The 26,874-nt window shown below is 69.6% G+C and carries 25 protein-coding genes; 7 read left to right on the top strand and 18 right to left on the bottom strand.

The window, feature by feature from the left end; genetic code table 11:
* Positions 1-74: 74 nt before the first annotated feature.
* From RNB18_RS02945 to RNB18_RS02930, 4 genes are all read right to left on the bottom strand, one after another.
* The gene (locus RNB18_RS02945) at positions 75-1,205 is read right to left on the bottom strand and encodes a sensor histidine kinase (RefSeq protein ID WP_311712544.1); all 1,131 of its coding nucleotides are present in this window, start codon (positions 1,203-1,205) and stop codon (positions 75-77) included.
* Positions 1,206-1,227: 22 nt separating this feature from the next.
* On the bottom strand, positions 1,228-1,932 hold the full coding sequence (locus tag RNB18_RS02940) for a response regulator transcription factor (RefSeq protein ID WP_057613622.1): 705 nt from the start codon (positions 1,930-1,932) through the stop codon (positions 1,228-1,230).
* 276 nt (positions 1,933-2,208) lie between these two features.
* Complete coding sequence (locus tag RNB18_RS02935) at positions 2,209-3,393, bottom strand: amidohydrolase family protein (protein ID WP_311712543.1); 1,185 nt, start codon at positions 3,391-3,393, stop codon at positions 2,209-2,211.
* Positions 3,394-3,846: 453 nt separating this feature from the next.
* On the bottom strand, positions 3,847-4,449 hold the full coding sequence (locus tag RNB18_RS02930; RefSeq protein WP_311712542.1) for a TetR/AcrR family transcriptional regulator: 603 nt from the start codon (positions 4,447-4,449) through the stop codon (positions 3,847-3,849).
* A gap of 143 nt (positions 4,450-4,592) precedes the next feature.
* Here RNB18_RS02930 and RNB18_RS02925 point away from each other — a divergent pair, with 143 nt between their 5' ends.
* Positions 4,593-5,387 carry an alpha/beta fold hydrolase gene (locus RNB18_RS02925; protein ID WP_311712541.1) on the top strand — a complete coding sequence of 265 codons (795 nt, stop codon included), beginning with the start codon at positions 4,593-4,595 and terminating at the stop codon, positions 5,385-5,387.
* A gap of 84 nt (positions 5,388-5,471) precedes the next feature.
* A complete protein-coding gene (locus RNB18_RS02920; RefSeq protein WP_311712540.1) occupies positions 5,472-5,843 on the top strand; it encodes an antibiotic biosynthesis monooxygenase family protein in 372 nt (123 codons plus the stop codon).
* 62 nt (positions 5,844-5,905) lie between these two features.
* Here the strand turns inward: RNB18_RS02920 and RNB18_RS02915 are convergent, their stop codons facing one another.
* The 6 genes from RNB18_RS02915 to RNB18_RS02890 are packed head-to-tail and all read right to left on the bottom strand — an operon-like array spanning position 5,906 to position 13,806.
* Positions 5,906-7,567 carry a (2,3-dihydroxybenzoyl)adenylate synthase gene (locus RNB18_RS02915; RefSeq protein WP_311712539.1) on the bottom strand — a complete coding sequence of 554 codons (1,662 nt, stop codon included), beginning with the start codon at positions 7,565-7,567 and terminating at the stop codon, positions 5,906-5,908.
* Positions 7,557-9,614: an acetate--CoA ligase family protein gene (locus RNB18_RS02910; RefSeq protein ID WP_311712538.1), complete on the bottom strand. Its 2,058-nt coding sequence runs from the start codon at positions 9,612-9,614 to the stop codon at positions 7,557-7,559. The genes RNB18_RS02915 and RNB18_RS02910 overlap by 11 nt, the downstream gene beginning before the upstream one ends.
* The gene (locus RNB18_RS02905; protein WP_311712537.1) at positions 9,611-11,164 is read right to left on the bottom strand and encodes an FAD-dependent monooxygenase; all 1,554 of its coding nucleotides are present in this window, start codon (positions 11,162-11,164) and stop codon (positions 9,611-9,613) included. The genes RNB18_RS02910 and RNB18_RS02905 overlap by 4 nt, the downstream gene beginning before the upstream one ends.
* Before the next feature lie 16 nt (positions 11,165-11,180).
* A complete protein-coding gene (locus tag RNB18_RS02900; protein WP_311712536.1) occupies positions 11,181-11,906 on the bottom strand; it encodes a maleylpyruvate isomerase family mycothiol-dependent enzyme in 726 nt (241 codons plus the stop codon).
* Positions 11,903-12,733 carry a fumarylacetoacetate hydrolase family protein gene (locus RNB18_RS02895; protein ID WP_311712535.1) on the bottom strand — a complete coding sequence of 277 codons (831 nt, stop codon included), beginning with the start codon at positions 12,731-12,733 and terminating at the stop codon, positions 11,903-11,905. The genes RNB18_RS02900 and RNB18_RS02895 overlap by 4 nt, the downstream gene beginning before the upstream one ends.
* Complete coding sequence (locus RNB18_RS02890) at positions 12,730-13,806, bottom strand: cupin domain-containing protein (protein WP_311712534.1); 1,077 nt, start codon at positions 13,804-13,806, stop codon at positions 12,730-12,732. The genes RNB18_RS02895 and RNB18_RS02890 overlap by 4 nt, the downstream gene beginning before the upstream one ends.
* 120 nt (positions 13,807-13,926) lie before the next feature.
* Between RNB18_RS02890 and RNB18_RS02885 the strand changes: the two genes are divergently transcribed.
* Complete coding sequence (locus RNB18_RS02885) at positions 13,927-14,700, top strand: IclR family transcriptional regulator (RefSeq protein ID WP_311712533.1); 774 nt, start codon at positions 13,927-13,929, stop codon at positions 14,698-14,700.
* 196 nt (positions 14,701-14,896) lie between these two features.
* On the opposite strand, the gene RNB18_RS02880 is transcribed toward RNB18_RS02885, so the two are convergent.
* Positions 14,897-16,159 carry an amidohydrolase family protein gene (locus RNB18_RS02880; RefSeq protein WP_311712532.1) on the bottom strand — a complete coding sequence of 421 codons (1,263 nt, stop codon included), beginning with the start codon at positions 16,157-16,159 and terminating at the stop codon, positions 14,897-14,899.
* Positions 16,160-16,562: 403 nt separating this feature from the next.
* Positions 16,563-17,003, bottom strand: coding sequence for a MarR family winged helix-turn-helix transcriptional regulator (locus RNB18_RS02875; RefSeq protein WP_311712531.1), 441 nt, complete (start codon positions 17,001-17,003; stop codon positions 16,563-16,565).
* Between the two features lie 187 nt (positions 17,004-17,190).
* Here RNB18_RS02875 and RNB18_RS02870 point away from each other — a divergent pair, with 187 nt between their 5' ends.
* The 3 genes from RNB18_RS02870 (at position 17,191) to RNB18_RS02860 (ending at position 19,420) form a co-directional block, all read left to right on the top strand.
* A complete protein-coding gene (locus tag RNB18_RS02870; protein ID WP_311712530.1) occupies positions 17,191-18,186 on the top strand; it encodes an ABC transporter permease in 996 nt (331 codons plus the stop codon).
* A 92-nt stretch (positions 18,187-18,278) separates the two neighbouring features.
* Complete coding sequence (locus tag RNB18_RS02865; RefSeq protein ID WP_311712529.1) at positions 18,279-18,746, top strand: MarR family winged helix-turn-helix transcriptional regulator; 468 nt, start codon at positions 18,279-18,281, stop codon at positions 18,744-18,746.
* Positions 18,747-18,790: 44 nt separating this feature from the next.
* Positions 18,791-19,420, top strand: coding sequence for a TetR/AcrR family transcriptional regulator (locus tag RNB18_RS02860; RefSeq protein ID WP_311712528.1), 630 nt, complete (start codon positions 18,791-18,793; stop codon positions 19,418-19,420).
* A gap of 34 nt (positions 19,421-19,454) precedes the next feature.
* Here RNB18_RS02860 and RNB18_RS02855 read toward each other — a convergent pair whose 3' ends face one another.
* The 6 genes from RNB18_RS02855 to RNB18_RS02830 all read right to left on the bottom strand — a co-directional run bounded on the left by RNB18_RS02855 (position 19,455) and on the right by RNB18_RS02830 (position 24,819).
* Entirely contained in the window at positions 19,455-20,342 is an 888-nt protein-coding gene (locus RNB18_RS02855; RefSeq protein WP_311712527.1) for an SDR family oxidoreductase, read from the bottom strand.
* A 34-nt stretch (positions 20,343-20,376) separates the two neighbouring features.
* Positions 20,377-21,480: a zinc-dependent alcohol dehydrogenase gene (locus RNB18_RS02850; protein ID WP_311712526.1), complete on the bottom strand. Its 1,104-nt coding sequence runs from the start codon at positions 21,478-21,480 to the stop codon at positions 20,377-20,379.
* Positions 21,480-22,469 carry a hypothetical protein gene (locus tag RNB18_RS02845; protein ID WP_311712525.1) on the bottom strand — a complete coding sequence of 330 codons (990 nt, stop codon included), beginning with the start codon at positions 22,467-22,469 and terminating at the stop codon, positions 21,480-21,482. Before RNB18_RS02845 ends, RNB18_RS02850 begins: the two co-directional genes overlap by 1 nt.
* Positions 22,470-22,507: 38 nt before the next feature.
* Positions 22,508-23,251 carry a class I SAM-dependent methyltransferase gene (locus RNB18_RS02840; RefSeq protein ID WP_311712524.1) on the bottom strand — a complete coding sequence of 248 codons (744 nt, stop codon included), beginning with the start codon at positions 23,249-23,251 and terminating at the stop codon, positions 22,508-22,510.
* 87 nt (positions 23,252-23,338) lie between these two features.
* Positions 23,339-24,178: a fumarylacetoacetate hydrolase family protein gene (locus RNB18_RS02835; RefSeq protein ID WP_311712523.1), complete on the bottom strand. Its 840-nt coding sequence runs from the start codon at positions 24,176-24,178 to the stop codon at positions 23,339-23,341.
* Positions 24,175-24,819 carry a VOC family protein gene (locus RNB18_RS02830; RefSeq protein WP_311712522.1) on the bottom strand — a complete coding sequence of 215 codons (645 nt, stop codon included), beginning with the start codon at positions 24,817-24,819 and terminating at the stop codon, positions 24,175-24,177. The genes RNB18_RS02835 and RNB18_RS02830 overlap by 4 nt, the downstream gene beginning before the upstream one ends.
* 345 nt (positions 24,820-25,164) lie before the next feature.
* Here RNB18_RS02830 and RNB18_RS02825 point away from each other — a divergent pair, with 345 nt between their 5' ends.
* Complete coding sequence (locus tag RNB18_RS02825; protein WP_311712521.1) at positions 25,165-26,865, top strand: FAD-dependent monooxygenase; 1,701 nt, start codon at positions 25,165-25,167, stop codon at positions 26,863-26,865.
* The last annotated feature ends 9 nt before the right edge of the window (positions 26,866-26,874 follow it).

Genomic DNA, 26,874 nt, shown 5'->3' with positions numbered 1-26,874 from the left:
GGCCTACTGAGCGCACTGCTCGGCGTCCTTGACGACCGAGACATGCTCGTCACCGCCGCTCCGGAGTCCATAGGTCAAGGGAAGACCGAAGGCAGGCCGCCCCCCGGAACGTGATCCTGCGGTAGGTGCAACGTGATCGTCGCTCCCTTGCCAAGGCCGGCGGATTCCGCGGTGATGTCTCCGCCGTGGGCTCGGGCGATGCCCCGGGCGATGGTCAGGCCGATGCCGCTGCCGCCGGCGGCAGCGGGTCGGCCGGGATGCTCGAGGCGTTCGAAGCGGTGGAAGATGCGCTCCCGGTCGTGTTCGGCGATGCCGATGCCGTCGTCGATGACGCGGACGATCACGTGATGCGCGGGAGACGGTTCAGCGTGCACGGACAACGCCACATGCCCCTGCCGATCGCATGCGGCCAGTGCGTTGCCGAGCAGGTTCACCAGGATCTGGGTGATCCGGTCCGGGTCGCAGAAGGCGACGACGGGTGTGCCTGCGTCGACAGAAAGCGTCACCTTCTGGTCGTCGTACTGGGGGCGCAGTCGCTCGGCTGTGTTCCGAGCCAACATGGCCACGTCGGTGGGCTTGCGGCGAAGATCGAAGGCGCCCTCCTCGGACCGGGACAGGCTGGAGAGGTCGCCGGCCAGACGCTGCAGTCGGTCGAGGTCGTCGGCGAGGGAGGCGAACATCGCCTCATCGGGGATGAAGATGCCGTCGGCCATGCCTTCTATCTGTCCGCGAAGGATGGTGATGGGGGTGCGCATCTCGTGGGCGACCTCGGAGATCAGCCGGGCGCGGCGGCGCTCGGTGTCGGCGAGGGCTGCCGCCAGCGTGTTGACGTCTTGGACCAGCGCTGCCAGGCCCGGTTCGCTGGGAAGTTGGAGGACGTCGTCGTAGTGTCCTTCGGCGAGCCGGCGCGTGGCGGCGCGCACCCTGTCGAGGGGACGCAGCAGAAACCGGGACAGGGCGACGGACGCCAGGAAAGCCGCGGCCCCACCGAACAAAAGGCCGACCTGCAGGACAACATCACCTTCGATGTCGGCAAAACCGAGCCACACCTCGATCAGCGCGCTGATCGCCGCCATGGCCGCCAGTGCCAGGAGGAGCACCATGACGTGCGAGAGCACCAGCCGGTTGCGGAGCGACAGACGCTCCTTGATTCGGCGCAGCCGTGCACGGGACCGGTGGTAGGCGGGAAAGCGGGAGGCAGGCATGGGCGGGTGTCCTTCCTGACCGCTAGGCGGGGCGCCCGATGAACCGGTAGCCGATGGTGCGGACGGTCCCCACGAACCGGGGTGCCCCCGCGTCGTCGCCCAGCGCGCGCCGCAGCGTGCGGATGTGCACGTCCACGACGCGCTCGTCGCCGAAGAAGTCGTCGCCCCACACCTGGGCCAGCAGGCCGCGCCGGGTGAAGACCCGCGCGGGGGTACGGGCCATCGCGAACAGCAGATCGAAGTCGAGAGCGGACAGCTCCACCGTCCGGTCGGCGTCGACCAGTACGGTCCGTGTCTCGGGATCGACAGTCAGTCCGTCGAAGCGCAGCACGCCGTCCTCGTGGTCCGCCTCGGACCGGCTGTCGGTGCGCCGCAGGATGGCGCGTACGCGCAGTGCCAGTTCGCGGGGGCTGAACGGCTTGGTGACGTAGTCGTCGCTGCCGGTGGTGAAGCCGATCAGCCGGTCGACCTCCTCGTCCCGGGCGGTGAGCATGATCACCGGAATCTGGCTCGCCTCCCGGATGCGGCGCAGGACCTGGAATCCGTCCAGGCCCGGAAGCATCACGTCGAGCACCACCAGGTCCGGCCGGTCGCGGGTGACCGCCTGCAGGGCGGACGGCCCGTCCGCGGCTTCGACGACGTGGAACCCGTCCGCCTCCAGGTAGCCGCGCACGGTCATGCGGATCTTGGGTTCGTCATCGACGACCAGAACCCGCTGCGTACTCATCGTGCTCGCTTTCCGTCGCCGGGGTGAGGAGAGGGAGGGGGAAGGCCGTCCTCGCCGCGGGGGCAGCGGCGGCATGGGGGCAGAGGGCCGCGATTGCCGCCAGCGTACGGCGTCCGTCGTAGCCGGCGACACTCTGTGCGCCGGCCTCCCACCGCACCCCGTTGTCTCCCGCGGGCCTCCACCGTCAGCCGACGCCGGCCTTTGCGCAGATCCCCGGCCGCTCCCCTCGGCAGGGCAGCGGCGGGGTGGGCCGCGGTGGGGGCGTACGGTCGCGGTTCAGCGAGAGCCGGCGCGGCGTATACGCGCCTTCAGCTTCGGGAACTGATCGAGGGCGTTGTCCCGCTCGAGAGCGATCCGCTGGCGCCGGCTGTAGATCTCGTCGACGGTCGGCTCGGGGTCACCTGCCTTGAGAATCGGCAGGCTGCCCTTGAGGAAGGGCATCGTCTCGACGTTGTCGGCCGCGTAGAGGTGACGGGTCGCCGGCCAGTCGCTGCCGAACATGATGTGGTCGGCGGGCACAAGGGACGACAGCGGCTGCAACTGCGCGGCGGTGAACGCCTGCGCGTCGTCGAAGTACAGCCGCTTGATGTACTTGAGAGGGCCTTCCGGCAGCACCTCGTTGAACGGCGGGAAGGCCGAGTGCCGGGTCGCGAGCCGGTAGGCCAGGAACGGCAGTGCGCCGCCGCTGTGCGTGAAGTGCCAGCGGATGTTCGGGTAGTCCCGCAGGACACCGTTGTAGATGAGGCTCGTCATCGCACGTGTGGCGTCGAAGGTGTACTCGAAGACGTTGTTGCCGGCCGGGATGTCGGGCCCGAAACAGAGCTTCGGAGCCGGGTTCACGTCCGGACCCGTCGGGTGGACGTAGACGTAGGCACCGCGGTCATTGAGGATCTCGTACAGGGGCGCGAAGGACGGATCCCCCAGGTAGGTGCCCTTGTAGTTGGTGAGCAGGCAGATGCCGTCGAGATCCAGCTCGCCGAGCGCGCGGTCCACCTCGGCCACCGAGCCCTCGATGTCGGGCATCGGGGTGACCGCGAAGATCCCGAACCGGTCACCACGGCTCTGCACGAGGTCGCGGGCGTAGTCGTTGACCGCGCGGGCGGTGGCACGCCGGTCGTCGACCGGGCCGACGGTGACCTGGAGGTCGCCGAACGACAGGACGCTGGCCTGAATCCGGTACTGGTCCATGAAGGCCAGGTGCCGATCGACCGACCACGGACCGTACGCCCCGGTAATGGCGCCGAGGAGGCCGTAGCGCTTCAGGTAGTCGTTGTACACGTCCGGGGAGTAGTGCGCGTGGGTATCGATACGCCAGTTGCCCTTCGGCAGCCCGGGGCCGGAAGCTGCCGTCTCCGGACTGGCCATGGCAGCAGGCACCGTGGCCGCGGCCGCCGTGACGAGCGCCGCGGCCGACGCCCCTTCGATCATCCTTCGACGCGAGATGTTCCGTCGCAGGTTCATTTCCGGTTCCCCTCTTCGTTCTGTGTGCGAGTCAGGTCGTATGTGCGTGCGTCACGGCGCCGTCGCCAAGCCGGCAGGGCGTGCGCAGGAGGGCGGCGGTCCCCGCGGTAGTGGAGACCGCTCTCTCCTGGGCGCGCGTGCGCGCCGTCCAGGCCGATTGGGGAGCGCAGGCGGCCAAGTCGCGACGGGTTGATCCGGCGCTCAGGCGTGGGCGCCGGCCGGCAGTCGGCTTTTCCTCATCGCCGACCTCGTGCCCAGCGGGGCCCACGTGCCTGGCCGACTCCATCCGAAGGAGCGCGCCGCACAGCAGGGCGATCAACGTTGTCCACCGGCGGGACGAGGAGTGCGTGCATGACCGCCAGACAACAGGCGCGTCATAAAGCACCTACCGCTCAGCACATGAAGCTTCCATGAAGCCAATCGGCGGCCGTGCAGGGTGCGAGTATCGCCCGGCTACTCCGGGGAGTCCTGCGGTGCGTCGGCAGGCCGCAGCATGGTGAGCCATTGGGCCACGACGGCGTCGATGAAGGCGTCGGTGACCTGGCCGCGGTCGAGGAAGAGCCGGGCGAGGACTGGCCCGTACAGCAGGGTGAACTCGTCTTCGCTGATCTGGATGCCCGCGGGCTCCAGCAGCGTGTTGAAGCCGACGTGGCGGTCTTCGCCGATGCGGACGAGCGCGCGGGCACTGTCGGGGTCGTGGTCGGCCTGGGCGGTGACGGCCAGGGCCGCGGCTCGCACGGCCGGCACGCTGACGCCGGCGCGCAGGCTCTTGAGCCAGGCGGTGGCCACCTCACGCACGTCGCTGCCCGGTTCGGGGTAGGTGCCGAGGTCGGGGCCTTCGAGGACGAGGTCGAAGAGCAGTGCGGCTCGGGTGGGCCAGTGCCGGTAGAGGGTCTGGCGGGTGACGTCCGACCGCTCGGCCAGCAGGGCGTAGGTCAGCCCGGCCGGCCCGACCTGAGGCAGCAGTTCTCGCGCGACGGCCAGCACGCGGTTGCGGGTGCGCTGCACGCGCGGGTTGCTCTGCGTCGGCTGTCGGCGGTGGAGGGGCTGCTTCATGCCGCCACCCTACCGGCACATCATACGGCGCGTGTGATTGACGTCACAGGCCCGAATCATACGTGCCGTGTGATAGACCTAGGGAAGTAATCACACGCACTGGATGATTCTTGCGTGTAGGCCCATTCGAAAGGCAGACAGCCATGTCACCTCGCAACCTCACCGCACCCACATTCGCCCGCACTCGCCTCGGCTCCGGCCCTGGTCTGCTCCTCGCCCACGGCGCCGGCAGCAGCCTGGCCGGCACCTACGGCCCCGTCCTGGAAGCCCTCGCCGCCCGCCACACCGTCGTCGGCATCGACTACCCCGGCAGCGGAGACACCCCGCGCTCCACGGCCCCGCTGTCCGTCGACGACCTCGCCGACCAGCTCGTCGCCGCCGCCGACGCAGAAGGCCTCGACCGCTTCGCCGTGTCCGGCTACTCCCTCGGCGGCCCGGTCGCCATCCGCGCCGCCACCCGCCACCCCGAGCGTGTCACCGCACTCGTCCTGAGCGCCGCCTTCCCGCACCGCGACAACCGGCTCGCTCTCGCCTCCTCGATCCAGAGCAAGATCGCCGCGTCCGGCGACCGCGAGCTGCTCGCCGAATTCCTGCTCATGACGGCCCTCGGCACCCAGGCACTGGAGTCGATGCCGGCCGAGCAACTGCAGCAGACCCTCGGCTACACCGCCGTCTCCATCGCCGACGGCAGCTCCGAGCAGACCGACCTCGTCGGCCAGGTCGACGTCCGGGACGACCTCGCCGGCATCACGGTCCCCACTCTGGTCGTCTCGACCACCGACGACCGGCTGGTCTCCAGCGCCCTGCACCGCCGGCTCGCCGAGACCATCCCCGGCGCCCAGCTCGCGGAAATCGCCACCGGCCACCTGCCGATGCTGGAGCGGACGGACGAGTGGCTGCAGCTCATCACCGACTTCCTCGACAAGCACCACGCCTGAACGCACACCGCGGGCGGGGGCACATGACCTGGCCCCTCACCACGACCGATCACCACTCACCACACGCGAGTCCATGGAGGAATCATGCTCAGCTTCGGCCACCTCGACGAGTCCACCCACTTCCACGACCAGCAGAAGGAGAAGGCCGGCCCGGTCACCATCATCAACACCTTTGTCGCCCCGGAAGGCAAGGAGGATGAGGTGGTCGCCGCCTGGACGGGCGACGCGGAGTACATGAAGAAGTCGGGGAGCCTCCTCTCGGTGCAGCTGTACCGGGGTATCGGCGGCAGTCGGCTTTTCACCAACGTCGCAGTCTGGCGATCCACCGAGCACCTCCGTGCCGCGCTCGGCACGCCGGAGTTCGCCTCGCACCTGGCGGGCTACCCGGCCGGCACGGTCGCCTACCCGCACCTGTACCAGAAGTTCGCTGTCGAGGGCATCTGCGAAGGTGAATGACGACCGCTGACCGACCGGCCGGTTGCTCGAAGTACGGACGGTGATGGCGGCGGCGAGCGCCGTCACACCGTCCCGACGGAGTCGGTCTTGCCACGGACGACATCCCGCAGGCGCTTCTTGTCGATCTTGCCGACCTTCGTCAGTGGCAACTCGTCCACGACCAGCAGGTCTTCGGGGAGTTTGTAGCGGGCCACCTGCATGGCGGTGAGGGCGGCACGGACCGATTCGAGGCTCAACCGAGCCCCCGGCTCGACGACCACGACCGCGCACACCCGCTCCCCCAGGTCGGGATCGGCCTTCGCTACGGCCGCGACGCGGGCGACACCGGGCAGGCGGTAGATGAGGTTCTCGACCTCCTCTGCGGAGATCTTCTCGCCGCCCCGGTTGATGAGGTCCTTGTCCCGTCCTTCGACGACGAGATTGCCCGACGGGTGCACCCGGACGACGTCACCGGTGCGGTACCAGCCGTCGGGGGTGAACGCACGGGCGTTGTGCTCGGCGGCCCGGTAGTAGCCGCGTGGGGTGTACGGGCCGCGGGTGAGCAGGGCGCCCATCTCGCCGGGTGGGACCGGGTTGTCGGATGCGTCGACGACGAGGATCTCGTCGTCCGGACACATGGGGCGCCCCTGTGTCTCGATCTTGATGTCGTCGGGGTCGTCGGGGCGCGTGTAGTTCAGCAGCCCTTCCGCCATGCCGAACACCTGCTGGAGCGTGCCACCGAGCACGGGTTCGGCGCGGCGGGCGACCTCCGGCGCGAGGCGGGCGCCCCCCACCTGCAACAGCCGTAGTGCGGGCGGGGCGGGGTGGCGGCCGGAGGCCACCGCGTCGATCCAGCGCTGGACGACGGCGGGTACGGCGGCGGTGGCCGTCACGCCCTCGGCGGCCATCAGCGGCAGGACCTTGTCAGGGTCCGGGGTGCGGGCCAGGACGACCCGGCCGCCGTTCATGAGGGTGCCCAGGATGCCGGGGCAGGCCAGGGGAAAGTTGTGTCCGGCGGGCAGCGCCACCAGGTAGACGGAGTCGGAGTCGAGGCCGCAGACCTCGGCGCTGCGCCGCGCGTTGTACTCGTAGTCGTCATGGGTGCGGGTGATGAGCTTCGGCAGTCCGGTCGTGCCGCCGGAGAGCAGGAAGACGGCGATGTCGCCGCTGTCCGGAGCGATCCGGTCGAGCCGGGCCCGTGCGGCGGCCGGGTCGTCGGCCGGTTCGGCCAGGGCGCGCAGATCCGTGGCGTCGGTGCCGGCCGTGCTTCCCGCGACGAGCAACAGCCGTACGCTCGGGGTGGCTTCGGCGACCTCTCGCCCCAGGGCCTGGTGGTCGAAGTCGCCGAGTCGGTCCGGTACGGCGATCGAGGTGACCTCGGCATGCGCGGCCAGGTAGCGCAGTTCGTGACCGCGGTGCGCGGGCATCGCCATCACGGGAGCGATTCCGGCCCGCAGACAGGCAAGGGTGAGTGTGACGAACTCCCAGCCGTTGGGCAGCTGGACGAGCATCGCGTCACCGGGGTTGAGACCACTGTCCAGCAGGCGACACGCCAATCCATCGGCCCTGTCGACGAGTTGACGGTACGTCAGGCACATCTCGCCGTCCACGACGGCCACCGTGTCGTCGTAGGTTTCGGCCCACTCGTGAAGGTACGAGCCGAGCGGCCTGCCACGCCAGTACCCGGCCTCGCGGAAGCGGTCGGCCGCCTCCTTGGGCCAGGGCACGAATCCCTCACGCGTCATCGGATCCTCCTTGATCCCGGGGGTCACGCAGCAGCAGTACGGCGTCGAGCGCGACGACGTCGCCGTCGGGCAGGACGCGCAGGGGGTTGATCTCGCACTCGGCCACTGCGTTGTCGGCGGCCAGGGAGGCGAGGGCGAGCAGCACGTGGGTGAGTCGCGCGCGGTCGACCGGAGTGGCGCCGCGCGCGCCGAGGAACATCTGGCGGGTGGCGAGCTCGTCGAGCATCGCGTGGGCCTCGTGCGCGGGCAGGGGCGCGAGGCGCAGGGAGACGTCGCCGAGGATTTCGGCAGCGGTTCCCCCGGCGCCCAGGGCCAACACGGGGCCGAAGACCGGGTCGCGGCGTACGCCGACGATGAGTTCGGGTCCTGCGGGGGCCATCTGTTCGACCAGCAGCGCGGGACTCGCGGGCATGCGGGCGAGGGCGTCGTCGAGTTCCTCGTGCGTGCGGATCCCGACCTGGACCCCGCCGACCTCCGTCTTGTGCAGGATCTCCGCGTCGAGGATCTTCACGACGACCGGCCCGACGAGCTCATCGAGAGCCGCGTGCGCCCCGCCGGGGTTGGCGCACACGCGCCGTACGGGCGTACGGATGCCCAGGTCCGCGAGGACGCCCTTGGCGGTGTGCTCGTCGACCGGGCCCAGCGGGGGCAGGGTGGGGGCGTCGGAGGCGGTGACGATCGCCCCCAGCCGGGTGCGGGCAGCCGCGTCCTCGACGAGGGCGCGCACCATCGCCGAGCCGGAGGCCGGCGTGGCCGCGCAGGGAATGCCGGCTTCGCCGAGTTCACGGCGGGTCCGCCGCGCCTGCTCCACGGGTCCGCCGACGACGGCGACGAGCGGGGTGGCCGTACGGGCGGCGATCAGCGCGGCCGGGAGGTCCACCGCCGTGGGTTCCAGCAGCCCGTACACGGCGGTGACGTCGATGCCGGGGTCTTCCGAGACCCGCTCCACCACCTGCGTGAGCGCGGGCGAAGGGCGGCCGGTGTCGACGGGGTTGTTGAGATAGGTGAGGGCCGGGAGCAGCTCGCGCAGCTCCTTCACCGTCCGTTCGACCAGCGGCGGAACCGGGATGCCGTGGGAGCGCAGGTCGTCCGTGAGCAGCAGTCCGGGTCCGGCCTGTGCGGTGACCAGGCCGATGCCCGGGCGGGGGTTGGCCGGGAGCCGTACACGGCTGAGCGCGGTGACGGCGTCGACAAGGTCGCGTTCGTCGTCGACGAGGACGGCTCCGGCCTGGCGCAGGGCTGTCCTGGTCACGCGCCAGGAGGTGGCCAGGGCTCCGGTGTGGGAGCGGGCGAAGTCGCCGATGTCGCTGCGGCCCACGACCAGGGCCACCACGGGGACACGATCGGTCAGGCGTCGTACCGCTTCAGTGAGGCGGCGGCCTTCCGCGGCGGTCTCCACGTGCAGGGCGACGGCCCGTACGCCGTCGTCGTCGGCGAGGTGGCGCAGGACGTCGGCCTGGGTGACGTCCAGGCTGTTGCCCAGACCGACCCCGAGGCGCAGGCCGACGCCGGCCTCGGCCAGGGCGAACGCCAGCGCGTGGTTCACTCCCCCGCTTGCCGCCACGACCGCCACCGGACCCGGTTCCAGGTCGGGTGCGCCTGGGACGAAACTGGCCGTGAGCCGTCGGTGGGGGGCGAGGAAGCCCGAGGTGTTCGGTCCGAGGACCCGGATGCCGGTGTCCCGCACCACCTCGGTCAACGCCTGCTGGTGCAGCGCACCGTCACCGCCGGCTTCCGCGAACCCGCCGGCGCACACGAGCGCGGCGCGGGCACCGGCGGCTGCCGCCTCGCGCAGGGCGTCGGCGGTCACCGCGGCCGGAATGCAGGAGACGACCAAGTCGGGTGCGATGCCGTGGGCTGCGGCGGCCTCGCCAATGGTGGGGAAGAAGCCCCGATCGGGGTCCGGGCGGCCGGAGTTGACCTTCATCACCGGGCCCGGGAAGGACGCCAGGGAGTCGGCCATCGCCGCGCCGAGTTTCCCGGGCGTGGCCGATGCACCGAGCACGGCGATGGCTCGGGGTGCGAACAGCTCGTCCAGGGCGCTCACTTGCTGCCTCCGACGAGGTCGGCCCGGCCGGAAAGCACGAGCGTGGTCGCGGTGTCGTCGTCGTACGCGCCGGTGATCGCGGCGGGCAGGCTGTGCACGAGCCGGGCCTCCTCCGCGACCAGTACGCGGGTCAGTGCCGTACCGCCGCGTACGCCGACGAGCAGGACGCCCGCCTCTGCCGTCTCACGCACCTGATCAAGGGCGAGCGGCAGCCCCTCCTCGGTGTCCGGGGCATCGATCCACACGCCCGCTCCGAACGACTGACCGCTGAAGGGGACCATCGGGACGCCGGTGCCGTCGGTCCCGGTCAGGAGGTCGTCGCCGACCGTCACCCGGCGCGAGGGAAGACGGTACGGCCCGACCCGGAAAGGCGTCTTCAAGGGCTCCGTCTCGTGGTGTCGCAGCCACCATCCGTCGACGCAGTCCACGTAGGACGCGTCGCGCACGGCGAGTTTGCCGCGCGGGATGCTGCGGGTGAGGAAGTGGAAGGCGAACTGTGTCGGGTCGTCGAGGTCACGGACGTAGCGGCCGAAGTGCTCCCACCACGACAGGCTGGGCCGTGCCGAGTTCTGGATCCTCTCGACCTTGGGGCGGCGGCGCTCCTCGTAGAGGTCGAGTGCCGCCGGCACGCTGTCCGGTGCCTCCCCCAGGGCCTCGGCCAGCGCGACCGCGTCCTCCATGGCCATCTTGGTGCCGGACCCGACAGAGAAGTGCGCCGTGTGTGCCGCGTCGCCCAGCAGCACCCACTTGCCTCGTCGCCACGAACTGGCCCTGCGGGTGGCGAAGTTGGCCCAGCGGGAGTTGTTGCCGACCAGCGGGTGCCCGTCGATCTGCTCGCGGAAGAGGTCTTCCAGGTAGCTTTTGGTCTTCTCGTCGCTCGTGCCCGGCGGTGTCGAGGGGTCGAAGGTGTCGAGTCCGGCCCTGGCCCAGGAGTCGGCGTCGGTCTCGACGATGAAGGTGCTCAGCGAGTCGCTGATCGGGTAGGCGTGGGCGGCGAAGACACCGTGGGGTCCGTCCTGGTGGACGAAGGTGAGCCCGTCGAACATGTAGGTGGTGCCGAACCAGATGAACTTCGCGCTGGCCATCTCGGCGGTCGGTCCGAAGTCGTCGGCGAACAGGGTGCGGAAGCGGCTGTTGGCGCCGTCGCACACCACGACCAGGTCGAAGTCGTCCAGTTCGGCGGGGTCGCGGACCTCGTGCCGGAAGCGCATCTGAACGCCCTCGGCACGGGCCCGTTCCTGCAGCAGGCTCAGCAGTGTCTTGCGTACGACGGCCGCCATGCCCATGCCGCCGACGCGCTCCCGGGCGCCGTGCACCCGGACCTCGATGTCGTTCCAGTGCCGGCCGTGCTTCTCCAGTGCCTCGCTGAGGACGGGGTCGGCGGCGTCGATGGCGTCGAGGGTGGCGTCCGAGAAGACCACTCCGAAGCCGAACGTGTCGTCGGGCCGGTTGCGTTCGAAGACCACGACCTCGGCGTCGGGTCGGCTGCGCTTGAGCAGGGTGGCGAAGAAGAGTCCTCCGGGACCTGCGCCGATGCAGGCAACTTTCATGGCTATTCCTTCGCGCTCACAGCCACGCGGGCAGTGTCGGCAGGGATGCCCCGCCGGTCGGGTACAGGGGGCCGGGAACGGGGCGTCCGGTCGCATAGGCGGCCAGGCTGGGCAGGTCACCGCTCACCACGACCGGCTCGACGCCGGCCGAGTCGCCCAGGAGCCAGGTGTGGGCACCGTCCTCGGACCGCAGCCGGAGGGAGGGACAGTCCGGTCGCGCCCGGAAGGAGGCGGCCACGTCGTCGACGAGGGCCGCGCACATGTCGTGCGGTACGTCGTCGAAGCTGGTGTCGATGTCCAGGTCGACGGCGTGGATCCATACCTCGCGCGCCCGCATCCAGGGGACCTGAGAGGCGGGCACCTCTCGCCCTCGCGCGGTGCGGACGGTCGCCGCCCAGCACTCGTCGGGCAGTGCGGCGAGTTCCTCGGCGAGGCGGCTGTCGGCCGCGAGCAGCTCCGCACGCAGCTCTTCGGCCGGCCGCCGGGCGCCCTCCTCTATCTCACGCGCACGCTGGTCGCCACTTGCGTACATGGGCGTCTCGACACCTGTCCGCGCCCAAGTCAGCAGGTTGACGAGAGCGTCGGCGTTGCGGGCGACGTGGGCGACGACGTGGGCCCGGCTCCAGCCCGGCAGGTACGAGGCCCTGGTGAATCCCGGGTCGGTCAGCCGGTGCACGGCGGCTTCGAAGGCCGCCGTGCCCTTGGCCGCACGCTCCAGCATCGCGGCCGGATGTGCGCTCACCGTGTCTCCAGGCGGCAGGTGTTGCGGGTCTCGCCGATCCCCTCGATCCGGGTGACGAGGAGTGATCCGTCCCGCAGATAGCGGGCGGGCTTGCGGGCGTGGCCGACCCCGCCCGGAGTGCCGGTGGCGATCACGTCACCGGGCACCAGCGTGACGATCTCGGACAGGTACGCGACCAGTGCGACCGGGTCGAAGACGAGGTCACCGGTGTCGGCTTTCTGGACCGTGTCGCCGTCGACCTCACAGCTCAGGCTCAGGCCCTGGGCGGAAACCGCGGGGTCGTCGGCGGTCACCAGCCAGGGTCCGATGGGGGTGGTGGCCTCGAAGGTCTTGCCCTGGTCCCACTGGGTGGTGCGGTACTGCCAGTCGCGGGCGGTGACATCGTTGAGCACGGTGTACCCGGCGATCGCGGCCCGCGCCTGCTCCGTGTCGGCGTGCCGGACCTCGGCCCCGATGACGACGCCGAGTTCGGCTTCCCAGTCCATCTGTGTGGACGCGGCGGGCAGGGTCACCTCGTCGTACGCACCGACCAGCGCTCGCGCGAACTTGGAGAACAGCGTGGGGTGCGAGGGGAGTTCGCGGCCCATCTCCAGGATGTGGGTGCGGTAGTTGAGACCGACGCACACGACCTTCTCCGGCGCGACGACGACAGGGGCGTAGTCCAGGGCGCCTTCGTACGTCTCACCGTCGGCGTCCGCGGCACGCGCCGCCCAGTCGCTGTGGCGCAGGAAGGTCACCAGGTCGCTCTCGCCCAGATCCACCGCCTTGTCGTCGTCGATACGGACGGCGCGAGTCGTGCCGTTGACCCGAATGGTGGCGAGCTTCACTTGAGTTCTCCTCGGGAGGTACGGGCGAGGCCGAGGGCCTCGTAGACGGGCTCGTCGCTGAAACGGAACAGATCGACCTGGGTGCGGGCGGACAGCGAGACCTCGCACCAGGACGGGACGACGAACAGGTCGCCCTTGGCGATCTCGAAGACCTTGTCACCGACGTGGGCGACCGCCTCGCCCTCGAACACCTGCCAGATCGCGGAGCCGACGGTGCGCACCGGGGCGGTCCGGGTGCCGGCCCGCAGTCGGCGCATCTCGGTGCGCATCGTGACCAGGGCGTCCCTGCCGGTGGTGGGGTTGGAGAAGCGGACTCCGGCGTGCCCGGGTTCGAGCACGCCGGGTACGCCCTCCTGCTCCAACTCCAGCTGGGCGGTCAGGGCGGCGTCGGTGTGCTCCCAGCGGTACGCGTTCAGCGGGGAGTTGGGCTGGTCGGGCCGGCCGATCGGACGCAGCCCGGGGTGGCCCCACAGTCGCTCGCCGCGCGAGCGCTCGGGGGTTTCGCGGGTGGAGAGCTCGTCGGGGCCGAACTCGAAGAAGCCGGCGTCCAGCTTGGAGACGAGGGGGATGTCGAGACCGTCGAGCCAGGCCATCGGCTGGTCGGTGACGTTCTGGTGCTCGTGGAAGGCCCAGCTCGGTGTGAGCAGCAGGTCACCCCGCCGCATCGCCACCGCGTCCCCGTCGACGTTGGTCCACACGCCCTCGCCTTCGACGACGAATCGGAAGGCTCCCTGGCTGTGCCGGTGAGAGGGGGCGACCTCGCGCGGGCCCAGGTACTGGATCGCGGTCCACAGGGTCGGAGTGGCGTAAGGGAGGCCGGGGAAGCCGGGGTTGGACAGGGCCATGGCACGGCGCTCGCCGCCACGCCCCACCGGCACGAGCTCTCCGGAGCGCTGTGCGATGGGCAGCAGCTCCGCCCACCGCCACAGGTGCGGAACCGCTGTGGGCTGCGGCGACATCGGCATGAGGCCGTCCACCTGGGTCCACAGCGGGATCAGGCCCGCGTCCTCGAAGTCCGCGTACAGCTCGTCGAGCAGCTTGCGCTCGGTCTGTTCGCTGGTGGTGTCGGTCACGGAAACCTCCACGTCGTGTGTTCGGCGACCGCCGGAAGAAGCGCGCGTCTTTCGGCGCTGTTTCCTGACGCTACGCCGATGTTTCCTCTCACCGGAATCACCGAGGGATAGGATTCCGCTATGGAGAATTCTGCGGCTCGTGCCGTCGGCCCCTCGTATCCGGTGAGCGCCGCCGGCAACGCCCTGCGCGTCGTCCGGCTGCTGCACGAGCTCGACGAGCTGCGGGTGATGGACGTCGCCGACCGGCTCGGCGTCGCGCGCTCGACCGCGCACCGGATCCTCGCGATGCTCGTCTTCGAGGGCTTCGCCGTGCAGGACCGCCACAAGGTGTACCGGCCGGGGCAGGCTCTGCAGGCAATCCGGGGAAGCCAGGCCGCCCCTCCCCCGGACCTGATCACCATCGCCCACCCGCACCTGCAACGACTGGCGGAGGCCGTCCGGGAGACGACCCACCTGATGGTGCTCGAGGGCAACGGCAGCCGCTTTCTCGACGGCGTGGAGGGGCCCCAGGCGCTGCGCGTCAGCTTCCGCACGGGCACTCTCCTGCCCGCCCACGTGACCTCGGGCGGCAAGGCCTTGCTCGCGGCACTGCCGGCCGACCGGCTCCGGGCCCTCTACCCCAACGGACTTCCCGAGGACCAGGCCAAGGCCCCCAAGGACTTCGAGAGCCTGATGAACGAGCTGGTGTCCGTGCGCCGCCACGGCTACGCCCTCAATCTCCAGGAGAGCGAGCGCGGAGTGCACGCCGTCGGCGCGTGTGTGCGCGACCGCGCAGACGCCGCCGTAGCTGCCGTGGTCGTGGCGGCTCCGTCCGTCCGCTGCACCCGCGCAAGGCTCGCTGAGCTGTCGGAGCCTCTGCTCGCGACCGCGCGGGACATCGGTCAGGGTCTGTGAACGGCGGCGGCGCACGCCACCGTCAAGCCGCGTGGTGGCGTGCGCCGTAGGATCTTCGGGGCATGTCTACGACCTGCTTCGCGCACGTCGTCGAGCCGGTGGAGACGGGTGATGGGATTCCCAGAACGTCACACCACGTTCAGTACGTCGATGCCCCCGTGCTCCGCGCATCGCACCCTTTCGGCATCGTGGCTCGTCACAGTCCCAGAACGCGCTCGGCGTTGCCGTGCGCGATGCTCGCGAGATCGGCCGGCGCGTACGGTGCGGAGCGCAGGAATCCCACCGCCTCCGCACTGGACTCGAACGGGTAGTCGATGGAGAACAGCACCCGGTCGACGCCCACGGCATGGACGGCTCCCAGCAGCGCGGCATGCGACATGACTCCGCTGGTGGTGACGTACACGTTGTTCCGCAGGTAGTACGAGGGCAGGTGTTGCACCCTGTGCTCGGCGTGCACCTGGTCGTAGCGGCTGTCGAGCCGGGCCATCTGGAACGGCAGCAGCTCGCCCATGTGGCCCAACATCAGCGACGCGCGCGGGAACTCGTCGAACACTCCGCCGTAGATCAGCCGGAGCGCATGGGCACCCGTCGTCGCGGTCCACCCCCAGGACGGCCCGACCAGCACGGGATACCCGTCGAAGACATGCCAGTTGTCGGCCGGAACGACGGCCGGATGCAGATACAACGTGACACCGAGGCGCTCCAGTTCGGCCCATACCGGCCTGAACTGCGGCTCGTCGAGGTAGTGCCCCCGCACATGGTCGTTGTGGAGGACGCCCTTGAAACCGAGCTCCGTCACCGCCCGACGCAGCTCCACGACCGCGGCCTTGGGGTCCTGCAACGGAAGGGTGGCAAAGCCCGCGAAGCGACTGGGATGGGCGGCGATCGCCTTGGCGAGATAGTCGTTGATCCGCCGCGCGGCAGCCACCGCCTCCGCGGGATCCTCTATCACTTCCACGCCCGGCGTGGAATACGAGAGGACCTGGACGTCGACGCCGTTGGCGTCCATGTCCGCCAGCCGCAGCTCGGTCAGATCGTCCAGGCGCCGGAACCACTCCTGCTTGATCGCCTCCGGCGCCGCCATGTGCTGACGGATCGCTGCCTCCTGCCGGATGGCTCCGGGAACGGAGAACGCCTCTTCCACGGCCACAATGCGCATCTTTTCCTCCGAAGTGTTCCGGTGGTCCTTCGAGCGGCCGCCTGCGGGCCGGGGCGGCGGAACTGGCGTCGGGTGCCGGGGGTCGGCTCCCTGGACGCCGGCGACCGCCGTGGAGACATGACGGCCGGGCGCGGCCTCGGCTGCCCGCGCGGGCGAGCCCGCGACCAGACCGCCGACCACGGCGGCTCCTGAAGCAGCGGCGGTCGCGGCGATGAATCTTCGCCGGGTGGCCTCGGTAGGAGGCTTGGGGCGAGGCTCGGCGGGCGGAGTCACGGCTTGGACGGGACGGTCGTCGGGCATGTCCACTCTCCCTCGAGGGCGCGCGGTTGATTGCCGGGGTCCTGCCAATGGCTGTTGCGCTCCGCGAGGGTGCGCGTCGTTCGGGAGTGGTCCGATGGCCCTTCGAGCCGCGGCCACTACGGGATGGCGTCAGTCAGCTCTGGGCAATTCGCCGACGCCCATGGCTCATGCCGCTACAGAGCGCTTCTGGGTGACGTGGGGCCACCGCCAGTTCCGTCTCTTGAACGTGAGCCAAGCTAGTTCTAGGGCACTTTCCAGTCAAGACCAGTAAGGAAGCCATGCACGCGCGACTCGACCTCATGACTCGCAGTCAAGAAAGTGGACGGGCCTCCAACGGGCTGACGCAGGGGCATTCGTACGCGCCTACTGCGGGAGCCGGACTGCCCCTCCGCATCAGGAAAGCTCAGCTCGTGCCGCGCAGGTCCATCGTCGACAACGCATCGGGATTGAGCTCGGCAAGCATCCGGAGCAGCAGGGTATGTACGACTGCCCGCTCGGCGGGAGCAAGGACCGCAAGCGCTTCATCGTCGAGACGTTCCACGAGACCCCGCGCCCGCTCGGCGAGCTTCGCCCCGCTGTCGGTGATCGTCAGCTGTACGGTTCTGCGGCTCGAAGGGTGTTCACGGCGAGCCAGAAGGCCGCGGTCGACCAGTGCGTTGACAGCGGCGCCCATGGACTGGGGAGTGAAGCCGGTCCGACGCGCGATCTCCGCCGCGGAGATGCCCGGGGTCCAGACGACATGCTGCAACGCGTTGTGCTGGGCGGCAGTGAGGTTGAGCGAGCGCAACGCTCTCTCAAGGCGCGTTCCCATCACGTGCACCACCTGCCACGCCAGGTATCCCATGCGCGTCGAGGGATGTGCGGCAGGACGCCCCATCAGCAACTCCAAAAGTAAGGTGCCTGATACTTCTATGGTACAAATAGAAGGTACCTTAGAAGCTACCTTACAAGCAGAGCTGGAGAGGGCCCCTCCCATGTCCACGCCACCGACCACTTCCGCCGAGCCGCACCAAGCGCCCCATCACCACGCGATGGACACCGCTCCGGCGCCGCAGGGCGCCACGGGGATGAAAGGAGTTCTGCTCCCCGTCGCGATCGTGCTGGCCATCGGCTCGATCTTCGTCAGCGTGTTCCTGGCCGCATTCCACGCACCGCGGCCCCACGACCTACCGGTCGCCGTGGTCGGGACGACCCAACGGCTCGAACAGATCACCGGAGGGCTGGAACTCGGACTGCCCGGCGGGTTCGAGGTCAAGCGCTACCCCGACGCGGACGCGGCCCGCCACGCACTGCAGGACCGAAAGGTGTACGCCGCCTATGTCACCGGCCCCGGGAAGTCCGCCGAGCTGCTGTATGCCGGAGCCAACGGCCCTTCGGTGACCTCGACGGTCACCGGTGCCTTCTCCGGGGTCGCCAAGGCGAGCGGAGACCGTCTGGCAGTGCAGGACATCGTGCCGGCCTCGGCGGGCGACACCCGCGGTATGTCGGTGTTCTACGCCGGGTTCGGTGTCGTGCTGGCCGGATTCCTGTTCGGCATGATGACCTATCAGATGGCTCCGCGACTGGAGTACCGGTGGAGGTTGGTCAGCCTGGCCTCCTTCAGCATCCTCGCAGGCGTCCTCGTGGCGGCGATGGCCGGCAGCCTGGGCTTCTCGGCACTGCCGGGTCCCTTCCTGGGCATCGCGGGGGTCATCACACTGATGGCCGCGGCCATCGGCAGCGCGACCATGATGTTCATGCGTCTCTTCGGCCGCGCCGGGATGTCACTGGCCGCCGTGGTCCTGCTGACCTTCGGCAACAGCACGAGCGGTGGCACGCTGCCCACCGCCTACCTGCCGGGCTGGCTGCATCCTCTCTCGGAGATCCTCCCGGTGGGAGTCGGCGTACGAGCCGTCCAAGGCCTGTCCCACTTCAACAACGACGGTCTCACCGCGGGCGTCGTCGTCCTGGTGGCGTGGATCCTCGTCGCCGCCGTGGTGCTCTTCGTGCTTGATGCCCGCGGACCCCGTCGGGCAGCCGTCGACTGACCGTCAGCCTGCGCGCCACGCGGCGGAGTCCCAGCACCATGGACCGGTGACACGCTCGCGAGCAGCGCACCTCGCTCTCGTAGACTGCGGCCGTGACCGACGCCGCGTTTCCCACCACCGGATACCTCGCCTGGCAGTTCTCCCAGATCATCGCCGGACGACTGGAGCGGGCACTGCGCGCGGAGGACCTCACCTTGGCGCAGCACAACGCTCTGCAGCAGGTCCTCTGGACGCCAGGGGTGTCCGCCGCGGAGATCGCGCGCCGCTCCGGCATCACGGCTCAGTCCATGGGAGCCGCGGTGAGCCAGCTCGTCGAGCGAGGGCTGCTGCGACGGGAGCCCCATCCGACCAGCCGCCGCAGCATGCGACTGTTCGCGACCGCCGAGGGAGGCGCGGCGGCCGCTCGTGCCACGACGATCGCGAGGCGGATCGAACGGGAGACGACCTCGCCGCTCTCCCCTGATGACAAGGACGCCATTCACCGTCTGCTCTACCGTTTGGTCGAGGAATTGAACCCCGACGCCCTCGCCATCGACACGCGATCGCTGAACCAACCCTGACTGTCCAGCGGCCGCCACTTCCGGGGGCGAGAGGACGCAAAGCCATGAGCCGTGCCGAGAGCCGTCCGCCGTCGTACGGTTCCGCCCGCGGTCGTCCCCGCAGCAAGGCCGTGGAACAGGCCATCCTGGAAGCGGTGCTGATGCTTCTCGAGGACGGCGTCCCACTGGCCGATCTCTCCGTCGAGAGCATCGCCCGCACCGCCGGCGTCGGCAAGGCGGCCATCTACCGCCGTTGGAGCGACAAGGAGGACCTCTTCGTCGACGTCATCCGCGCCGCCGAGCCCGCCGAGCGAGAACTCCCCGGTACGTCGATGCGGGACGACCTCGTCGTTCTGCTGGAGTCACTGCGCCAACGCAGCCTGGCCGGCCGCTCGTCGGCGGTCCTGCACACCGCACACGCCCAGATGAGAAGCAGCCCGAAGATATGGGCCGCCTACCACTCCGGCGTGATCGCTCCCCGGCGCGACCTCGGAGTGGAGATCCTCCGGCGAGGCCAGCTGAACGGGGAACTCCGTACGGACATCGACCTGGAACTGACCATCGACATGTTCGTCGGCCCCCTGCTCATCCGCACGTTCGTACGCCACGACTCCGACCTCCCGGATGGACTGCCCGAACAGATCGTCGACACCGTCCTCCATGGTCTACGGCCTGTCAGCTCGCCGCGCAGTTGAACACGTAGGCACGGGGGCGCGGCCGCTGAAGCGCTCAGCCTCGCGCGGCGAACGCGGTGGCTGCTTCCTCGAAGGACGCGGGTGCACGGCCGAGCAGCATCCGCAGGACGTTGCTGTTGCCGCGCAGGCCGTGCCGGTCGTAGTCCTGCCACATGGCGCGCATGTCCGAGGCCCGGGACGCGGAGTCGGCCACTCCCGGCGGGAGCGGTGCGTCCGCCCAGTCCACCGTCCTAGCCTCCAGATCCACTCCTCGTGCCCGCCCGGCGAAGCGCACCGCCTCGGCCAACGTCAGGGCGGGCCCTGCGAGTTCGTAGGTCGCCGAATCGTGGCCTTGCTCGGAGAGCACCTTGACGCCGGCTTCCCCGAGGTCACGCAAGTCGATGAACGAGAACTCGTTGTCGACGTTGAACGGCACCTCGACGGGGCCGGCCGGAGCCCTCCCCCACGTCGACAGGACGATCTGCGCGAACATCGAGGGCTGGAGGATCGCCCAGTTCAGCCGCGAGGCCCGCACGGCGGCCTCGGCGTTCGCCTTGCGCAGGTGGTGGCGCAGCCCGGGGGTGTGCGGATGGAGGACCGACAGGTACACGAACCGGCGCGCGCCCGCCTGCTCAGCCGCCTCGAGTGCCCTGATCGCGAGCACGTCTTCCGCCGGGTGGAACGCCGGCGGAATCATGAACACGAAGTCGGCGTTCTCCAGCGCCTGACGGACGGTGTCCGGCTTCTCCAGGTCGGCCTCGACGATGTCGTCCACGCCCAGGGCAGCCACTCGTTCCCGCCCTGCCGGGCCGTGCACCACGGCCCGGACCCGGAATGGAGCTCGCAGCACGGCCTCCAGCACGTACGTACCGCACAGCCCGGCCGCCCCGATCACGGCGATCAGGGGCGGCCCCTGGCTGTGTACGGATTCTGATTCGGACACTTCCGGCTTCCTCTCGCTGTTCTTGTGCGTCGGGTCAGGGGTTGATCACGGTCATCCACATGGGGTCGTCGACGCGTTGCTGTATCGCGTCCACGGCCTTGAGCGCTTCGGTGAGCGGGAACCGATGGGTGATGAGCTCGTCGGCCGTGAGGGCGCCCGTCTCGAGCAGACGCAGGACATCCGTTGCGTCCTGGCGGGTGTAGGCGCGCGTGGTGACGAGGCGCCAGCAGTGCATCATCAGGGCGATGGGGGGCAGCGCCAGCGGGGTGGAGTTGCCGCCCATGTGCACGAGTGTGCCGCCGGTGGCCATGCCGGCCATGGTCTGGCCGAGGGCGGGGCCCTCCGGGATGAAGTCGATGACGGCATGGGCTCCCTCGGGTGCCAGCTCGCGCAGCCGACGGGTGAGAGTGCCCTCGGTCGACCAGTTCTCAGGGAGTTCGCCCAGTGCGACGACACTCGCCGGTATGCCGCCGGCGAGCCCGGCGACGCGGTGGAGACGCTCGGTGTCGCGGCCGACGAGGATCAGACGGGCGACTCCGAAGTGCTCCGCCAGTTTGACCGTCGCGGTTCCCATGGTGCCGGTCGCGGCGGTGACCACGAGGGTGGCCCGTTCCGGAAGGTCGGCGCACTTGAGTGCGCGCACGGCGTTGGCGAGGTCCTGGACCTTGGCCGCGACGTCGAAGCCGACGGAGTCCGGCAGGGAGTCGATCAGCCAGTGCGGGACACGGACGTACTCCGCGAGTCCCCCGTCGTGGTACTCCTCGTACAGGGGCATCGGGGCATCGCCGAAGGCGGCGTGGCCGATCATGGCCTGCTGGGCGCACATCATGTCCCGGTCGGTACGGCAGTAGTCGCACTCACGGCAGTTCAGCAGGGGGTGCACCCGCACCCGGTCGCCGACCGCGTGGCCCGTGACGTCGCGGCCGACGGCGGAGATGACGCCTGCGGCCTCGTGGCCGAGTGTGGTGGGCAGATGCTTGAGCGCCCCCATCCGCAGCAGACGCATGATGCCCGGCGCCAGGCCGGCGGAGGCGACCTTCACGACCACGTCGAGCGGGCCCGGCTCGGGGACGGGCACGTCCTCCAGGACGAGTGCTTCGGCTCCCTGGTGCGCTCGCAGGGCAAGCATCGTGGCCATCAGCGGACCTCCACGGTGAGGCTCGGGAGTTGTTCGGGGGTGTAGGCATCCGCCGTGCGCGCGGTCTCGGCGACCTGGGGCAGTTCCTGGTGCGAGAGGAGACTGACGTAGTCACCGGGCTCGGTCACGACGCTGGTGTGGGAGATGCCGAGCGGGATGCGCACGAAGTCGCCCGGCCCGAGGTCGACGATGCCCCGCTGGGTGATCAGCGTGCGGTGACCATGGGCCTGGTACTGGATCTCGTCGGCGTCGAGGGTGCGCCGGTAGCGGCGTTGCCCGCCAGGAATGGTGGTGACCATACCGAGGCGGATGCGATCGGTGGTGTACAGCCAGGTGACGTCCTGGGCGGGATCGGCCCGCAGTACCGCCATCCGCCGGTCCTCTTGGTGCACCTGCTCGAGCAGGAGTTGTTCGTCGACCGCGAAGACGGTGATGTCGTGGCCGGCCGCGGCCATGCACTGAGTGATCGCCTCGTTTGCCTCGCCGGGCTGCCAGCCGGGGAACGGCGGGATCATGGCCCCCGACTCCCGCTGGGCCGGTGCCAGTTCGGTGACCGGTGCGGGGATGTAGAACAGCAGGTGGCTGTCCTCACGGCCGTAGTTGTCGTGGGCGACGCCGCGCGGGATACGGGAGAACTCGCCGGACTGGAACTCGATCACGCCGAGTTCGGACATCAGGGTCCGCTCGCCACCGATCTGGTAGGAGATCTCGTCGACGTCGCAGTTGCGGTGGTAGAACGGCTGCCGACCGTCGAGTTTCTGCCACTCGACGCGGATCTCGTCGTTCTCGTAGACGCCGCGCGGCGGGGCGAATGCCTCCGGCTCGTACTGCTGCGGGTAGTGCACCACGGTCAGTGGCGGGTGCTCCCCCCACAGCTTGACGGGCACCTTCGGGGGATGCGGCGGCGAGAGCAGCAGGTGCTCGTCGCGGACGATACTGCGCAACGGATGGTCGGAGCCCAGAACCATGACGTCTTCTACGACACTCACGGGGGCCTCCTTGTCTTCGGGTACTTGTCCTTGGGTGGTCACCTCTTTCGGCCCCAGTACATCTCGATGCCCTTCCATTCCATCAACTGAGGGTTGTCGACCTTGTCCCCGAACGCCTCGCGGATCTGCTCTCCGGAGTAGTAGGGAATGTCGTCCACGGGGACGTGCGCGAAGAGTTTGTCGAACCACTGCCGAAGGTGGACGTCGGAGTTGATACGGGAGAAGAACGTCTCTCCCTTCAGGACCGCTTCGGCCAGCACGATGCGCCGGCCGGGCTTCATCACCCGCAGCAGGTCCGCAGCCGTCTCGTGCCAGTCGTCACAGTGCTGTGTCGCCTGCAACACGGCTACGCAGTCGTATGCCTCGTCCTCCACGCCGTCCGTGTACGACCAACGCCAGCAGCCGATCTGGCCGTTCCGGCCGGGGATCTTGCCCAGGACGGCGTTCCGTCCGTCCTTGATGATCTCCACGGTGTCGATGACGCCGTCCGGCCCCGCAATGGCCTGCATGTCCTCGACCCATCCGGCGGGCGCGATGCCCTCACCGATGAGCAGAACCCGGTCTCCGGCACGGAGTTCGAGGAGACCGTAGACGATTTCAGAGATAGGCCGGGCCAGCTCCTGCCAGATGTACGGCAGGCCACCGGCGATGGCCATGGCCATCTCCCATTTCACCCGCTGGTTGACGTCGTGGATCTCCGGGCCGAAACGCTCCTCGTCCCACGGCTGGATGTATTTCCAGGGGTCTCCGCCGCCGAAGGTGTCCTTGGCTTGTGTACTCATGTCGTCATGTCCTCCTTAGCCTGCCGGAATTGTGTGGTGAGGGCGCCGTTCTCCGGCTGAAATGCCGCCCCCGAAGCGCCCGGTCCATCAAGCGCAGATGTTGACAAGGGCGCCGATCCCTTCGATCTCGATGCGCACCTCGGTGCCGGACCGCAGGAAGAGTCCCTGCTTGTGGCCGACACCGGAAGGAGTTCCGGTGCTGATCACGTCGCCGGGTTCAAGGGTCGTCTGCCGGGACAGATAGGAGACCAGCGCTGGAACAGGGTGGATGAGCTGCGAGGTGCGCGCGTCCTGGCGCAGCTCGCCATCGACCCAGGTGCGCAGGCGCAGGTCGTCGGGGTCGGTGAATTCGTCGAGCGTGACCAGGGCGGGCCCCATGGGGGTGAAGGTGTCGAAGCTCTTGGCTGCGGTGACATCGGCCGCCCGGCCGGGGATGCGGCCCTTCTGCACGTCACGGGCGCTGACGTCGTTGACGATCGTGAAGCCGGCGACGAACGCGTATGCCTCCGCCTCGGACACGTCGGTAGCGCGTCGGCCGATGACGACCGCGAGCTCGCCTTCGCAGTCGACCTCGTCCGGGGCTGCCTTCGGGAAGCGGATCCGCTCGCCCGTGCCGATGACCGAGGACGGCGCCTTCAGGAAGACGACCGGCTCCTCCGCCACACCGTTGTAGTCCACCTCGGTGCGGTGGTCGGCGTACGCGTAGCCCACTGCCCAGATCTTCGAGGGCCGGGGGACGGGAGCGAGGAGCTGGATCTGCTTCGTAGGCATACGGTCGCGGACGGGGGCCATGGCCAGGGCGCCGAGGTCGAGGCTGCCCTGCAGAGCCGTACCGAGGTCGGTCGTGTCGACGTCGAGGAAGGCGATGCTCCCGCCGTCGTCCTCCAGCCTGCCGATGCCCTTGACCGTGCTGACGAGCCTGGTCACAGGGCCACCGCCCGGTTGTCGAGGCGTAGCAGCTCGCCCTCGGGGTCACCGGCACGGTAGTGGGCGGCGAAGCGGTCGGGGTCCAGTTCCAGCCCGGAGGGATTCGCGGCGAAGACGGGCCCGGACATGAAGGCCATCTCCTCCTCGAACGTGGCGAAGTTGGGGCAGGAGAACTCGACGATGTTCCGGTCCGGGTCGCGGTAATAGAAGCTGGTGGCCTGTCCGTGGTTCGCCGCACGGTGCGGGCGCACTCCGATCGAGGCCATGTGTTCGTGCTGGGAGATGAGGTCGCCCAGGGTGCTGACGCCGAACTGGAAGTGGTGCAGACCGGGTCCGGAGGACTCCGTCTCGCTCAGGCTTTCGACGCCGAACAGGGCGAACACCTGGCTGTGCGGGGCGTCCGTGATGCGGAAGAAGCCCAGTCGGACGTCGACCGCCCGCTCGGGCATGCCGACGGGGCGCGGCGGGGCGTCCGGGTCGGGCGTCCGCTCGTAGAACGGGCCGTGCCCGAGGACGTGGGCGTAGAAGACGGCCATGTCGTCGTAGCGCGCGGTCTTGAGCACGAGCTCGGAGAGCTGCAGCGCGACGGCTTGCGTCCCGGCGGCCCCTGTCCCGGCCTCGGTCTGGGGAGTCGTCGTCATCGTGAGGGCCTCCTTGCCCGTCGAACGGTGAGGTGCAGCGGCTTCAGGCGCGGCGCGCGATGTGCCAGTTGCCGCCGGTACGGCGCAACGGGTGGGTGGTGATGTCTCGGTGGTGTCCGACAACCAGGGCCAGGCAGTGGCTCCCGGCATCGTCTTGATCAGCGGGAGTCGCCATGACCATCCCCGCCTCTTGAACCCGAGACGAGCGTAGCACCGCACATGACCCGTCAAAAGTCTTGTGTTTTGCCAGCTCTTCCATGCAACGGCGTGCGCGTGTAATTCTGACCCCGGTTCAAGAGGTCGGCCATGAGCGGTCCGACCCTTGCTCAGGAAGGCAGATCTTCTATGTCTGACCAGCACGAGAGAGCCGGATCTCGGCGCGTCCTGGTCGTGGGAGCGGGGCCTGTGGGCCTCGCCCTCGCGACCGAGTTGGGGTGGCGGGGCGTACCGGTCACCGTGATCGACCAGGGTGACGGCCGCGTGCCCTTTCCAGCAGGCGAGGCGATCTTTTCCCGCACCATGGAACACCTGCGCCGCTGGGGTTGCGCGAAAGAGGCACGCACCGAGTCGGCACCCGCCCCCGACTACCCGCACCGCACGGTGTTCGCCACCTCCGCCACGGGGCGCGTCCTGACTGATTTCGACTACGGGGTCACCAACCGGTCTGCAGGTGTGTATACCCCCCTGACGCCGGAGGGTCCCGCGTTCCTGTCCAAGTTCTCCTTCGTGCCGTTGCTCGCCCGAACGGCCGGTGAACTGCCAGGAGTCGAGATCAGGTACGGCACCCGCCTGGAGACGATGGAGCAGGACTCCGATGGTGTCCTGGCCGTGGTGCGCGACGTGGCGAGCGGTGCCACCGAGACGCTCGCCGGCACGTATCTGGTGGCCTGTGACGGCGGCCGCAGCGGCATACGCCGGGCACTCGGCATCGAGTTCGAGGGCATGTTCGCCCAGGGGCACAACTTCGCTGTGCACTTCCGTGCGCCGCAGCTACTGGACTTGCTGCGGGAGCGGCTGGGCGGCCCCGCGGTGCAGATCCACACCCTGTCGTCGGCGCGCAGGCCGTACATCACGGTCGTCAACGGCGTGGACGAGTGGCGGCTCTCGGTCTACCTGGACGAGGAGCCCGACCCCGACGACGCGGTCGCCTGGATACGCGAGGCCGCCGGTGCGCCGATCGACGTGGAGATCCTCGCAGCGCAGCCCTGGAGCGGACACTGCGTCGTGGCCCGCACCTACCGTGACAGGCGGGTGTTCCTCGCGGGCGACGCGGCGCATCTGCTGTGGCCCAAGGGGGGCTTCGGCGCCAACACCGGGATCGGTGACGCCGTGGACCTCGGCTGGAAGCTCGCCGCAACACTCCAGGGATGGGGAGGCCCGGCGCTCCTGGACAGCTACGAACAGGAGCGGCGGCCGATCGCCGTCCGCAACGTCACGGAAGCCTCCAGCAACTGGAGGGCCGACGCGCGGCTCGTCCCCGATCCAGTGCTCGACCGCATGGACGCGGAAGGCGAACGGCGCCGACATGAGATGGGCGAGGAGATCCGCCGGTCGAGGGGCAAGGAGTTCCGCTGCACGGGCGTACAGCTCGGCTACCGCTACAGCAGCTCCCCGATCTGCGTGCCGGACGGCAGTCCGGAGCCGCCCGACGAGCCGGACGAGTACGTGCCGTCGACGTGGCCCGGCTGCCGCGCACCGCACGTCTGGCTGCCCGACGGCAGCTCGGTGCTCGACCGCTTCGGGCGCGGGTTCACGCTCGTGGTCTCGGGTTTCGCGGACCCGACGCCGCTGGTGCGGGCCGCCCGCCGGTGTGGTGTGCCGTTGACGGTGCTGCGCCTCACCGACCCGGCCGCCGCCGAGCTGTACGAGCGGCCGCTCGTACTCGTCCGCCCGGACGGCCACGTCGGCTGGCGGGGTCGGCAGAGTCCCGCGGATCCCGTCGCCGTACTCGACAAGCTGCGCGGGGCGACGCTCCCGCCTCCGGACGGGAAAGCGGCCGGTGCGGGGCGGGCGGTGTCAGCGGGAGTCGGGACTCACCTCGTCTGAGGTACCGCT

This window comes from Streptomyces doebereineriae (assembly GCF_031845645.1).
GTDB lineage: Bacteria > Actinomycetota > Actinomycetes > Streptomycetales > Streptomycetaceae > Streptomyces > Streptomyces canus.
The sequence above is the reverse complement of the archived record's forward strand: the minus strand, read 5'-3'. Positions and strand labels throughout refer to the sequence as shown.